General features: G+C 66.9%; 11 protein-coding genes. 4 read left to right on the top strand and 7 right to left on the bottom strand.

Features of this window, described 5'->3' with window-relative positions; genetic code table 11:
* The first annotated feature begins 216 nt into the window (after positions 1 to 216).
* Complete coding sequence (locus G3N61_RS26055; protein WP_205823926.1) at positions 217 to 1,614, top strand: DUF389 domain-containing protein; 1,398 nt, start codon at positions 217 to 219, stop codon at positions 1,612 to 1,614.
* Between the two features lie 51 nt (positions 1,615 to 1,665).
* On the opposite strand, the gene G3N61_RS26050 is transcribed toward G3N61_RS26055, so the two are convergent.
* Positions 1,666 to 2,532: a mechanosensitive ion channel family protein gene (locus tag G3N61_RS26050; protein ID WP_205823925.1), complete on the bottom strand. Its 867-nt coding sequence runs from the start codon at positions 2,530 to 2,532 to the stop codon at positions 1,666 to 1,668.
* Positions 2,533 to 2,872: 340 nt separating this feature from the next.
* Here G3N61_RS26050 and G3N61_RS26045 point away from each other — a divergent pair, with 340 nt between their 5' ends.
* On the top strand, positions 2,873 to 4,237 hold the full coding sequence (locus G3N61_RS26045) for a M23 family metallopeptidase (RefSeq protein WP_205823924.1): 1,365 nt from the start codon (positions 2,873 to 2,875) through the stop codon (positions 4,235 to 4,237).
* Positions 4,238 to 4,294: 57 nt separating this feature from the next.
* Here the strand turns inward: G3N61_RS26045 and G3N61_RS26040 are convergent, their stop codons facing one another.
* The 4 genes from G3N61_RS26040 to G3N61_RS26025 form a co-directional block, all read right to left on the bottom strand.
* A complete protein-coding gene (locus G3N61_RS26040; protein WP_205823923.1) occupies positions 4,295 to 5,134 on the bottom strand; it encodes an AraC family transcriptional regulator in 840 nt (279 codons plus the stop codon).
* Between the two features lie 150 nt (positions 5,135 to 5,284).
* Positions 5,285 to 6,025, bottom strand: coding sequence for a fucose-binding lectin II (locus G3N61_RS26035; RefSeq protein ID WP_205823922.1), 741 nt, complete (start codon positions 6,023 to 6,025; stop codon positions 5,285 to 5,287).
* A 193-nt stretch (positions 6,026 to 6,218) separates the two neighbouring features.
* Positions 6,219 to 7,052, bottom strand: a complete 834-nt coding sequence (locus G3N61_RS26030; RefSeq protein WP_205823921.1) for a fucose-binding lectin II — start codon at positions 7,050 to 7,052, stop codon at positions 6,219 to 6,221.
* Between the two features lie 124 nt (positions 7,053 to 7,176).
* A complete protein-coding gene (locus G3N61_RS26025) occupies positions 7,177 to 7,566 on the bottom strand; it encodes a fucose-binding lectin II (RefSeq protein ID WP_043178912.1) in 390 nt (129 codons plus the stop codon).
* A gap of 960 nt (positions 7,567 to 8,526) precedes the next feature.
* On the opposite strand from G3N61_RS26025, the gene leuA reads away from it, so the two are divergent.
* The gene (gene leuA / locus G3N61_RS26020) at positions 8,527 to 10,236 is read left to right on the top strand and encodes a 2-isopropylmalate synthase (protein ID WP_205823937.1); all 1,710 of its coding nucleotides are present in this window, start codon (positions 8,527 to 8,529) and stop codon (positions 10,234 to 10,236) included.
* Here the strand turns inward: leuA and G3N61_RS26015 are convergent.
* Entirely contained in the window at positions 10,154 to 11,209 is a 1,056-nt protein-coding gene (locus G3N61_RS26015; protein ID WP_205823920.1) for a LysR family transcriptional regulator, read from the bottom strand. The two genes, leuA and G3N61_RS26015, sit on opposite strands and share 83 nt — an antisense overlap.
* A 113-nt stretch (positions 11,210 to 11,322) precedes the next feature.
* A complete protein-coding gene (locus G3N61_RS26010) occupies positions 11,323 to 12,096 on the bottom strand; it encodes a helix-turn-helix transcriptional regulator (protein ID WP_205823919.1) in 774 nt (257 codons plus the stop codon).
* Positions 12,097 to 12,230: 134 nt separating this feature from the next.
* Here G3N61_RS26010 and G3N61_RS26005 point away from each other — a divergent pair, with 134 nt between their 5' ends.
* On the top strand, positions 12,231 to 13,082 hold the full coding sequence (locus G3N61_RS26005; RefSeq protein ID WP_241017913.1) for a TolC family protein: 852 nt from the start codon (positions 12,231 to 12,233) through the stop codon (positions 13,080 to 13,082).
* Positions 13,083 to 13,110 lie beyond the last annotated feature (28 nt).

The raw sequence follows: 13,110 nt of genomic DNA, 5'->3' as shown, positions 1-13,110 counted from the left end.
CGGGCCGTGTCGCGACGTCAGGCGATGCGGCGCATCGGACCGGCCTGATCCGATGCGCGACAGCGGGCGAAATCCCATCGCACGGACTCGACATCGCAGGGGTGGCCCAGCCGCGAACCTTGCGGCACAATCCGTTCACCCGGCTCGCCTCAGCGCCTCAGTGCTGCTTCGCGCCGTGTGTCGCGCACCGCCCCCGACCGTTTTCCGGAAACCGACATGAACAATATCGAAGGCAATCGGCCGCCGCGTCGCGCATCGAAGATGCGGCTCGTGCTGCGCCAGTACTTCAGCCTGCGCGAAGGGCAGGCCGATCACGCATCGATCGATCGCGACCTCCGTGCCGGTATCGGGCTGCGCGGGACGAATCTGTGGATCCTGATGTCGGCCATTGCCATCGCGTCGATCGGCCTCGACGTCAACTCGACGGCCGTGATCATCGGCGCGATGCTGATCTCGCCGTTGATGGGGCCGATCATGGGCCTCGGCTACGGGATCGGCATCTACGATTTCGGCCTGATTCGCCGGTCGCTGCAGAATCTCGGCGTCGCGACGCTGATCAGTCTCGCGACGTCGACGCTGTACTTCTCGTTGAGCCCGCTCACCGGCGCACACTCCGAACTGCTCGCCCGCACGTCGCCGAGCATCTGGGACGTGTTGATCGCGCTGTTCGGCGGGCTGGTCGGCATGGTCGGTGCGACGCGCAGCGAAAAGACCAACGTGATCCCCGGCGTGGCGATCGCGACCGCCCTGATGCCGCCGCTGTGTACGGCCGGCTACGGGCTCGCCCATGGCAGCCTGCAGTATTTCGCCGGCGCGTTCTACCTGTTCTCGATCAACCTCGTGTTCATTGCTTTCGCGACGGTGATCGTCACGTGGGTGATTCGCGCGAAGCCGGTGGCGCCCGTGGATGCCGCGATCCAGCGCAATGTCCGGCGCTTCGTGCTGGCGGCGGTGCTGGCGACCGCGGTGCCGAGCGTCGTGCTGGCCTATCGTCTCGTGACGCAGGAAGTGTTCAACGCGCGCGCCGAGCAGTTCATCAAGGCCGAGCTGTCGTTGCCGTTGAGCGTGGTGGCGAGCAAGCACATCGACCCGGCGAAGCGGACCATCGACGCGGTGCTCGTCGGCCAGCGCGTCGACCAGCATCGGCTCGATGCGCTGTCGTCGAAGCTGCCGGGTTACGGGCTGGCGAACGCCACGCTCGTCGTGCGCCAGGCCGGCGACGAGCGGATCGATGCGCGTGCGCTCGAAACGTCGCTGAAGGCGACGCTCGCGCAGCAGCTCGTCGAGGCGCAATCGGCCGCGCAGCAGGACGCGCAGGACAAGGACGACGCGATCGCGAAACTGCAGCGGCAGCTCGACGCGCAGTCCGCCGACCGCGCGGAACTCGACCGGGTCGCGCATGAGCTGAGCGTGCAGTATCCGCAGGTGCGGCAGGTTCGGTATGCGAATGCGTTCGAATGGGATGGCGCCGCGAGCGCGCCGGGTGCGGACGCGGTGCCGACCTTCGTGGTGTCGACGGCGAAGCCGATGCCGCGCGCGGAACGCGCACGGCTCGAAGCCTGGCTGAAAGTGCGGCTGGAGCCGAAGCCGGTGCGGCTCGTCGTGGCGGGCTGACGCGGCGCGGCGCCGGGTTGATGCGTTACCGGGCCGCCGCATGAGCAGGCGCTAGGCCTGCTTGCCGAGGTTGGCGGGTTGACGGTCGGTGTCGTGCACGATGTGCAGCTCGCGCGTACGGATCGGCAGCGTGCAGCTCGCGTCGGCGAGCGTCTTGCGCACCTGGCGTGCGAGACGCCAGCGCATCGCCCAGAACTTGTCGGTGTGCGTCCACACACGCATGTTCGCGACGACCGTGCTGTCGTCGAAGCGCATCACCATCACGTCCGGCGCGGGATCCTGCAGCACGTCGGGATCGGCCGCGGCCAGCGCGCGCAGCGCGTCGAGCGCGCGATCGATATCGTCATGCACCGAGACTTCCACTTCGAGATCGAGGCGGCGCGTCGGGTTGCGCGTGTAGTTGCGGATCGAGCTGCCCCACAGCGCGCTGTTCGGCACGTATTCGCAGATGCCGTCCGGCTTCGTCAGCCGCGTCATGAAGAGCCCGACCTCGTCGACGGTGCCCGCGACCCCCGTGCCGCCGTCGATATAGTCGCCGACCTTGAACGGCCGCAGCAGCAGAAGCATGATGCCGGCCGCGATGTTCTGCATCGTGCCCTGCAGCGCGAGGCCGATCGCGAGGCCGGCGGCGCCGAGCACCGCGACGATGCTCGCGGTTTCGATGCCGAGCTGCGACAGCGCGCCGACGATCGCGACGATACGGATGCCCCACACGGCGACGTCGCAGAGGATCGGCCGCAGCGTGTCGTCGACGCGCTCCTTGTTCGAGAGCAGACGGTTCAGCCAGTTGCCGATGCGTTTCGACAGCCACCAGCCGGCGACGAGCAGCGCCAGGCCGGCGCACAGCTTGATGGAGAGCGTGGACAGCGCGTTCCACAGGAACGTCCAGCGTTCCGGATGCAGGTGATCGAGCAACATGACGGGATTCCGGTTTGAAGAAACGGTGCGCGACGCGTCGCGTACCTGCCGTGGTCGGGCAGGCTTGCGCTGACGTGCGGGCAGCGTTCGACCGTACACGGGGCGAGATGGTTCGCGCGAATGGCTGGGGGCGCATGCCGCATGGCTGTGCCGCCAGGCCGCGAAATCGCGATTTCGATTTAGTACGAAGCGGCTTTTCCATCAAATAGGACTTGTCCTATTCAGCCATTTCGATCGCGCCGATACACTCGTTCTCACGTTGCCGGGTCGCGACGATCGTTCCTCCGCGATACCCGGTTCTCTCCCGATTTTTCACTGACAGACAGCGAGTGACGACGTCATGCGGTTAGACCTGCGTTTCCGTCTCGCACGCGAACAAGGTCAACCCGCGCAGCGCGGCGTTCACGCTTTCCCGATGCGCCGCGCGCTGCTGCGCGGTGTCATCGCGGCGGCCTGTGTGGCCGGCGCACCGGGGGCGGTGGCCCACGCGTCTCACGACGCCGCGCCGTTTTCGCCCGTGATGGCTGACCTTGTCGACGTGCCCTTTTTCAATGCCGCGCGCACCACGTGGGGCGGTTTGCACGCATCGACGGCTGCGCCGCTCGACGTTGCGTATGCGTCGCATGCGTTGGCCGTGCCGACGACCGGCGAACGCGACGACCCCGTTGCGCGCTTCGGGGCCTGCGTGGCTTACCGCGTGCTGTGCGATGCGGCGCGCGTGGCGGTCGAACGCGCGTACGCGTCGAGGTTCGATTACGGTCTTGCGTCGCCGTTGCCCGCGGTGGGCGCGCCGGCTGCGTTCGAGCGGCGTCCCGTCGATCTGGCCGCCGCCGAGCCGTTCGTGCTCGCGGAAGCCGAACGCGGCGCGCGGGCCGGCGCGATCGTCGGCAGCCTGCAGGCATCGCTGGCACGCGCCGATCTGCCGGCCGGCGTTGCCGCACAGATCACCCGCATGCTCGCCGGTCGAGTCGACCCGAAACAGCGCGGTGCACTCGGCGACACGTTCCGCGTTGCATACGAACCCGACGGCAACGCCAAGCGGCCGGGCGGCGTGCGCGTGACGGCGCTCGAGCTGCGCTTTCGCGGCCAGCATGTCGCGGGCGTGTGGTTTGCGCCCGATGCCGGCTCGCCGGGCACCTATTACGACCTCGGCGGCGTGCCGCTCGCCGGCGCGCGGTTTGCGATGCCGGTCAGCGCAACGCGGATCAGCTCGCATTTCGGTACGCGCGTGCATCCGGTAACCGGTGCGCGCCATGTGCATTCCGGCGTCGATCTCGCGGCACCGTCCGGGCGTGCGGTTCATGCGTCGGAGCGCGGCGTCGTCACGTTCATCGGCACCGAGCCGCGCGGCTACGGCAAGTACGTGGTGATCCGCCACGACGGCGGCTATGCGTCGTACTACGCGCACCTGTCGGCATTCGAGCCGACGCTGCGAACCGGCATGCGGGTCCCGCGCGGCGAGCGGGTCGGCGCGGTCGGCAGCACGGGTACGGCCACCGGGCCGCATCTGCACTTCGAGGTCCGGCGGCACGATCGTCTCGTCGATCCGGTCGCGCTGGTCCAGGCGGGCAAGGCGGCGAAGCTGACGGGCGAGCGGCGCGTCGCGTTCAATCGCGTGGTGCTCGACGCGCGCACGTATCTGGCGTCGGCTGCGTGGTCGCAGCCGGTGGCGATGGCGAAGCCTGCCGGGTCGCTTGCTGGCTGACCGTTGGCGAGGGGTGAGCCGAGACGAGGCACGTCGCGGCCGATCAACGCAAACCGCTTACACGGCGGGTTCGACGGGCAACCAGATTTCCAGCACGCCGGCACCCGTTATCGGATCGTAGTCCGCGCTGTAGCGCTCGAACTCGGGCGCGTCGACCGCCTTGAATCCAGACGTCGGCAGCCAGCCGTTCCAGATGCTGTAGAACGTCTGGTGCAGCGTGGAAATATGCCCGCCGTGTTCGAAGACCGCATACCGCTGCGGTTCCAGTTCGATGCAGCGAAAGGGTGCGGTCAGTCGATCGCGGCTGGCGACTTCCACGCCCGCGATGTATTCGAAGCTGCCATCCGCATCCGGGTTGCAGCACACGCCGTAGGTCACATCGTCGACCTGGCCGGGAAGGGTACCGATGTATGGGATGAACGCTTGCCACAGCGCCGGAATGCCTTCGTTGGTGTCGAAGGTGTAGCGGTCGCTCATGCCGGCGATCAGCCGCTTGCCGGTGGTTTCGAAGCGTGACGGTGCAACGTCGATGATCTTCAGCTCTTTCATGCGAAGCGGCTCCACAAGAGACAACCCGTCGAGGGTGCGCCGTGCCCGCACGTCCTCGGGCGTCATGCCGAAGCAATCGCGGAAGGCGCGCGTGAACGCCTCATGGGAGCCATAGCCGGCATCGAGCGCCACATGCAGGATGCCCGGCGCACCTTGTGCCAACGCGCGGGCCGCACGCGTGAGCCGTCTCGACCGGACATAGCGCATCACCGGCCAGCCGGTATTCATCGAGAACAGGCGCGAGAAACCGAAACGCGTCATGTCGCAATTGGCGGCAATCCTGTCGAGCGTCAATTCCCTGTCCAGCTGGGTTTCGATAAACCAGAGTGCTTGTCCAACCGGATTCATGGCATTCCAATGAGGGTGTCGGGCGGACTATATGGTATCGGCGGCCGGGGCATTTGATCGTTCTTGCGCGACAGGCGGGGCGGGGGCGGACGACGCGCCAAAGCAGATCGCCACGCCGGGCGGCGTGGCGAGGGCGCAGGACGGTACTGCTTAGCCGAGCGGCCAGTTCAGGATGGCGATACCGTCGTTGTAGTCACCGTCCGTGCCGTCTTCCGAGCCGACCAGACCGAAGTAGGTCTTCTTGAAGATGTCGACCTGGCGCGAGCCGATCTTCGACGGCTTGCCGTTCGCCGTCACGACCACGCGCACCTTCCCCTTGCCGGAGTTCACGATCTGCGTGTTCAGGTTCGCGTCCTGCGTGCCGGCGCCCTGGAACGTCGCGGCCGGTTTCGCGTTGTCGTCGACGAAGACCTCGATCGTCTGCGGCGCCGACGAATTGACCAGCGCGGTCACGCCGAACGCGATGTTCGGCGGCAGGTTGAAGACGCCGTCGCGTTCGCCGCCGCCGGTCGTCGTGGTATCCGGCTGCGTGGGCTGCGGCTGCGGCGTCGCTTTCGAGAAATAGTTGACCACCGCACCGACGCCGAACTTTGCCGCGGCCCCGGGCAGCACGCCGGGCGCGCCTGCCCACGTCACCGTGCAGGCGACCACCTGCCCGGCCGCATCGGTCTTCACCTTGTTTTGCCAGCTGCCGACGTCGAAGCTGTACGGGATGGTCGCGATGTCGACGAACACATCGTATTGCGGCAGCTTTTCCACGAGCTGTGCGGTCATGAACTGGCGCATCCGGTCGAGCACCGCCTGGTCGCCGTTCGCCTGTACGGCGCTGGCATCGTTGCCCGCGAGTTGCAGCAGGGCGTACAGATCGTCATGGGTAAACGGTTGTGACATGTCGTCCTCGTCTCGATGAAAGGGCTCGCGTCGCGCGGCCGGTGAATGGGTTTCGCCGTTGTCGCGCACGGAGTACAGCGTGGGACTGCAAGTGACTGCTCGAATGAATCGATTCGCCATGTGTGGTTGGCCCCGTCTCCATGGCGGGATCGACGGCGGCGCGCGCACCCGGCCGCGCCGCACGTCATCGTGCTCAGCCCAGCGGCCAGTTCAGGAACACGATGCCGTCGTTGTAGTCGTCGTCGCTGCCGTCTTCCGAGCCGACAATCCCGAAGTAGGTCTTCTTGAAGAGGTCGACCTGGCGCGAGCCGAGCCGCGACGGCTTGCCGTTCGCCATCACGATCACACGCACGCGCCCCTTGCCGGAGTCGAGCACTTTGGTGCCGAGGTTCTGGTCCTGCACGCCGGCGCCCTTGAACGTGGCGGCCGGTTTCGGGTTGTCGTCGACGTAGATGTCGATCGTCTGGTCGTTCGCCGCGTTGGTGAGCGCGGTGACGCCGAACTTGATGTTCGGCGGCAGGTTGAACGTGCCGTCGCGCTCGCCGCCGCCGCCGATCGTGCCGCTACCCGTGCCGCCCGGGTTGCCGCCCGCGCCGGTTTCGCCGCTTCCGCTGCCGGGCGACGACGATTGCGCGGCTGTATCGCCGATCGCGGACAGGCTCGCGTACGAATCGATATGCATCGCGCTGCCGCGCACGCTTTTCCACTGGCCCTTCACGAACGTGACGCCGGTGCCGGCGTCGATCGTCGCGACGAGCGTGAACGGCATGCGCCCGGTGGCTTCGGGCACTTTCGACGAATAGGTGAAGCAGCCGTCCGCGACGATGCCCTTGTCGGTCGCGATCGCGAAATAGATGCCGGGGAAGTTGTTGCCGGTCGCGTACGGCGTCGGCACGTTGAGGATGACTTGCAGTTTCCCGTCTCGAATCTCTGCCTTGGCGATGTCGATGGTCAGGCCCGGGATGTCGACGTAGGTTTCCGATGTCGTCACGGGGGCGCTGTTGATCGAAGCCGAAAGGAGTGGCATGGAGGTCTCCGTTGGTAGGGCGGGTTTCGATGCAAAGAGGGTGAGGTGCCGCCGAATGCGGCGAGCAACCGCCGACCGGCCTGGAGGCGGGCGGCGGTGGTGAGTCGTCGGGTAGCGCGTCAGGTCAGCCGATCGGCCACTGGAGCACGACGATGCCGTCGTTGTAGTCGCTGTCGTGGCCGTCTTCCGACACGACGATCCCGAAGTTGACCGTGTACGGCGAGCCGTCCGATTTCTTGCCGTTGATCGGCGCGAGGCGCGCGTCGGTGGCCGACGGCTTGCCGTTTACCGACACTTCGAAGCGGATCTTGCCGTTGCCGGAATTCAGCGTCGCTTCACGCGTGCCGTCGCGCGTCGTCAGCTTGTGATACGCGGCGGGCTCCTTGCTGTCGCCGATAAACAGCTTGATGTGCTGCTGCTCGGCGGCATTCGCGAAGAAAATCGCGCGGAAATCGGTATTCGGCGGAATCGAAAACTCGCCGGCGCGATTGGAAGACGTTTGAGAATCGGCCATGCTTTCCTCCTGAGGAATGATGGGTAAGGCTTCGAGCCGTGTCGCGCAAACGTTTGCCGTTTGAGGCACGACGAATCGAGCATGCCGAAAAATAAATAAAAAAATATTCGATGAGGAATGGCTATTGTTCAGTAAATCGAAAACGGAGGTTAATCGATTTAATGAAATGTGTTTAATCGATGGTATTTCAATATATTCGGGAAACTATATCGACGCGTGTATCGATTATTTGAACGATGCGCGGTTGTGCAGGCGGGGCGGATGGGGAGACAGGAGGCTGGGGGCAATCGGGCTTCGGCGCGGACGCTCGGCGTTCGCATATGGCAGCGTTAGCGTTTCAACACCATCTTTCTCTGTCGTGGCCGCGCCCACCGACCACCACCGAACGCCCACGCCGAAACCCGATTGAATGCAACAGGAGGGGGTGCGGCAACCGGAGAAGTACGTAGACCAACTCACTCCGAACGTGAACAGGGGCCTCACCGGCACCGCACCCGTGAAGCATATCGACGGGGCCGCATGCCGCCTATCGGACAGGACTGATTCTGAGCGGTCAAATTCCGCGCCATTTGCACTCAGCCCGTTGACAGCCCCCATCGCCCTGTGATTTGATTTCGGCCATGCAAGCCGCCCAGCCCCGCTTCTCGCTACGACTACTAGCCCGTTTCTCCGGGCTGGGTCTGCGGCTGCGCGCTTTCCATCTGCTTCTTTCCTGAAGCGCCAGATTTCCCCCGCATCACCGACCTGGCCCCGGTTATCGACCGGCGCCTGAGTTCGTCCTTCTTCCGAATCGCTCCGCTCCGTCCCGGTCGCTCAACCGCCAAGGCTGTCGTTCGCCGTACCGCTTAGCCGTTGTGCCGTTTTCACCCGTTTTTACCGCTGCGCGCGCAGCCGGCCGCCACGACCGATGGCCGCCGCGCCGCGGTTTCCCGACAAACCGACCGAGGACCGAACATCATGATGCTGAAGAACCCCGCGACGAAGTACCGACCGTTCACGCCCGTCAACCTGCCGAACCGCATGTGGCCGACGCGCACGATCACGCAAGCGCCGATCTGGATGAGCACCGACCTGCGCGACGGCAACCAGTCGCTGTTCGAGCCGATGGACGCCGCGCGCAAGATGCGGATGTTCAAGATGCTGGTCGCGATCGGCTTCAAGGAGATCGAGGTCGCGTTCCCGTCGGCGTCCGAGACCGATTTCAACTTCGTGCGCGAGCTGATCGAAGGCGGCCACATTCCCGACGACGTGACGATCGAGGTGCTCACGCAGGCGCGCGACGACCTGATCGAGCGCACCTTCGAATCGCTGCGTGGCGCGAAGCGCGCGATCGTGCACCTGTACAACGCGACCGCGCCGGAATTCCGCAAGATCGTGTTCGGCCTCGACCGCGACGGCGTGAAGGCGCTCGCGGTGAACGCCGCGCGCACGATCAAGCGCTGCGCCGACGCCGCGACCGATACGCATTTCACGCTGCAATACAGCCCGGAGACCTTCACGGCGACCGAGCTCGATTTCGCGAAGGAAGTCTGCGACGCCGTGTTCGACGTGTGGCAGCCGACGCCGGAGCACAAGGCGATCGTGAACCTGCCGGCCACCGTCGAAGTCGGCACGCCGAACTTCTACGCGGACCAGATCGAATGGATGCACCGCAACCTCGCGCGCCGCGATGCGCTGATCGTGTCCGTGCATCCGCACAACGACCGCGGCACCGCGGTCGCGGCGGCCGAGCTCGCGGTGATGGCCGGTGCGGACCGGATCGAGGGCTGCCTGTTCGGCAACGGCGAACGCACCGGTAACGTCGATCTCGTCACGCTCGCGCTGAACCTGTACTCGCAGGGCGTCGATCCGGGCCTCGATTTCTCGCAGATCAACGAAGTCGCGCGCACGGCCGAGGAATGCACGCAGTTGCCGATCCATCCGCGCCATCCGTATGTCGGCGATCTGGTGTTCACCGCGTTCTCCGGCTCGCACCAGGACGCGATCAAGAAGGGCTTCGCGGTGCAGCGCCCCGATGCCGTGTGGGAAATGCCGTACCTGCCGATCGATCCGAGCGACGTGGGCCGTACGTACGACTCGATCATTCGCGTGAACAGCCAGTCGGGCAAGGGCGGTATCGCGTACCTGCTCGAACAGAGCTATGGCGTCGCGCTGCCGCGCCGCCTGCAGGTCGACTTCAGTGCGGCCGTGCAGCGCCTGACCGACGACAGCGGGCTCGAGGTGACGAGCGCGCAGATCTGGTCGCTGTTCCAGAAGGAGTACGTGGAAGGCGATGCGCCGCTGCGTTATGTCGGCCATGAACTGACCGAGCGCGACGGCCGCGAGACGATCGTGCTGACCGCCGACGTGCACGGCGAGCGCCGCGTGCTGCGCGGCGAAGGCAATGGCCCGCTCGATGCGCTGATGCACGCGTTGCGCACGCCGCTGCGGATCCAGCACTACGAGGAGCGCGCGCTGTCGCAGGGCGCCGATGCGAAGGCGATCGCGATCGCCGAGCTGGCCGGCACGGGCGTGCGCGGCAGTGCGTTCGGCGTCGGCATCGACGCGAACCTGACGACCGCGTCGATCCGCGCGGTGATCAGCGGCATCAACCGCGCGTATGCGCGCGCGGACGAAGCAGCGCAGGCGACGTTTTTTGCCGCGCAGCCCGCGGTGAAGGCTGTCGCGTAAGCGGGGCGTTGGCGGCCGCGTCGGCGATGTCCGGCGCGGTCGTGTCGTTGCTCGGGCGGTTGCCTCCGCGCGGCCCGTCGAGCGCCGCGCACAGTTCCGCCTTCATGAAATCCACCCACGCGCGCGTCTTCGCGTCGAGATGCCGGCGCGACGGATACACCAGAAACACGCCCACGTCCTCCGCGCGGTAATCGCGCAGCACGCGCACCAGCGCGCCTGAGCGCAGCCCGTCGTCCGCGACGAACTCCGGCAGCAGGCCGATGCCCGCCCCTTCCCGAACCGCGATCTCGAGCGATGCCGCGACGTCGGCCGTCATCGTCGGCTCGAACGCGACCGTTTCCGAAGTCGCACCGCACGTCAGCGTCCATTCGCGCGCCGGGTAGGCGGGCGCGACCAGTTGCAGGCAGCGATGCCGCGCGAGCGCGCGCGGCGTATCCGGCATCCCGTGCCGCGCGACATACGCGGGCGACGCGCACAGCACGCTGCCGATCCGCCCGACGTCGATCGCGACCTGATCGGAGCTCGGCAGGCTCGGCATCGCAATCACCGCGACGTCGTAGCTGTCGCGGATCAGGTCCGGCACCTGCGGCGCGAGCGTCAGGTCGACGCTGACGTCCGGATAGCGCGCCTGGAAGCGCGCGACGAGCGGAATCACGAAACGATTCGCGATGCTGGCGCTGCAGTGCGCGCGCAGCCGGCCGTGCGGATGCAGCCGCGCGCCGCGCGCTTCGCGTTCGCTCGCATCGACGGCGAGCGTGATGTCGCGTGCGCGCGCGAGATAGCGTTCGCCGGCTTCGGTCAGGCACATCGAGCGCGTCGTGCGGTTCATCAGCCGGATGCCGAGATGCGCTTCGAGCGACGCGATCGTGCGGCTGACATACGCGGTCGTGAGGTTGAGCCGCTTGCCGGTTTCGGTGAAGGTCCCCGCGTCGGCGAGCGTGACGAAAACCTGCATGCTTTGAATGAGATCCATCGTCGGGGCGGGCGCGTGGCGCCGGTGTCGTGCGATGCCGTTACTGTAGCGAGCGGCCTGCCGTACCGCGCGCGCACGTCAGCGAACGATCGTCGCGAAACGGACAGGGCAGTTCAGCGTCGCGAGAAGTATTCGCTCGGCGGCACGCCGAGTGCCTTGCGGAACATCGCCGCGAACGCGCTGGGGCTGTCGTAGCCGTGTTCGAGCGCGAGTTCGAGGATCGGCGTGCCGGCGGCCAGGCGCGGCAGGCTCAGCAGCAGGCGCGCATGGCGGCACCACGCGCCGTGCGTCATGCCCGTTTCACGCTTGAAGGTGCGCGCGAGCGTGCGCTCGTTCATGTGCGCGTCGCGCGCCCACGACTGCAGGGTGACGACCGACGACGGGTCATTGATGAGCCGCGTGCACAGCGCGGCGAGCGCCGGATGGCGCGGCATCGGCACATGCAGCGACAGCAGCGGCGCGATCTCGATTTCGTCGAGGATCAGCGCGAGCACGCGGCCCGCGCGATGCGCGAGGTCGTAATCGGCCGGCAGTTCGCATGCGGTCACGATCAGCTCGCGCAGCAACGTGCCGACCTCGATCACGCGGCATTCGTGCGGCAGGCTCGGCCGCACTTCGTGCGCGACGAATACCGTGCGCATCTGCACGTCGCCGGCCATCCGGATTTCGTGCTGGGTGCCGCCCGGCACCCAGACCGCGCGCCCCGTCGGCACGACCCAGCTGCCGGCATCCGCATGCACGAGCATCACGCCGGAAATCGCGTGAATCAGCTGGCCATGCCGGTGCGAATGCGGCGGATACGCGATGCCGGCCGCCGCGTCGGACGCGACGACGGCGATCTGCTTGTGCTTGTCCTTGTGCTCGAGCGCACTGAAAAATTGATCCACGTGTCCTTTTCTCGACGACGAATGCGCTTTGCGCGCGAGATCGACCGAATGCGTCGAAATTACCATAGGCCCATCGTTTGTTCGACTGCCATTGCACGATGAGCGCCTCGTTATCTCCTCCGGTTTCCTTCCGTTTGTCTGTTGCCGCCGCGCTGCTGAGCGCCGCGATGCTTGCCGCCTGCTCGGTCGGCGATCCGTACCGTCCGCCCGCGGTCGATGCGGCGCGCACGGCGCCGTTCGACGCGGCGGCCGATGCGCCCGTCGCATCCGGCGGCGCGTTGCCCGATCGCTGGTGGCAGCTGTTCGACGATCCGGCGCTCGATGCACTCGTGCGCGAAGCGCTCGCGCAGAACCGCGATCTCGCGGTGGCCGCGGCGCGCGTCGCGCGGGTGCGGGCCGTGCTCGACGAAGCGGGCGCCGCGCGGCTGCCCGATACGACAGCCGGCTTCGGTGTCGACTACGGCAAGCACGCGCCCGATCAGATCGTCGCGAGCGCGAAGGGCACCGATGCGCGTACGCGCTGGGGTTTCGCGCCGTCGTTCGCGGTGTCGTGGGAAGTCGATCTGTGGGGGCGCGTCGGCCATCTCGTCGATGCCGCGCGCGCCGACTCGGAGGCCGTGCAGGCGGCGTCGGATGCGATGCGCGTCGCGGTGGCCGCCGAGACGACGGCCGCCTATGCGCAGGCATGCGCGTACGGCGAGCGGATCGACGTGGCCGAGCGCTCGGTCGCGATCGCCGACCGCCTCGCGTCGCTGACCGCCCGCCAGCGTGCGCACGGTCTCGTGTCCGATCTCGAAGTCGCGCGCTCGCGTGCGTTTGCCGACGATACGCGCGCCGAACTGCCGGCGCTCGCGGGCGCGCGCCGCGCCGCGTTGTATGAGCTGGCCGTGCTGACCGGGCATGCGCCTGGCGCGATTCCCGACGCGGCCAGATCGGAAGAGCGGCGGGTAGGGACAGAGTGTGGCGCGCACAGACGTAGTGCGTGAGCGCCGTGCAGATGACAGCACGACGTAA

Source organism: Burkholderia sp. Ac-20349 (genome assembly GCF_017104865.1).
Classification (GTDB): Bacteria; Pseudomonadota; Gammaproteobacteria; order Burkholderiales; family Burkholderiaceae; genus Burkholderia; species Burkholderia aenigmatica.
The sequence above is the reverse complement of the archived record's forward strand: the minus strand, read 5'-3'. Positions and strand labels throughout refer to the sequence as shown.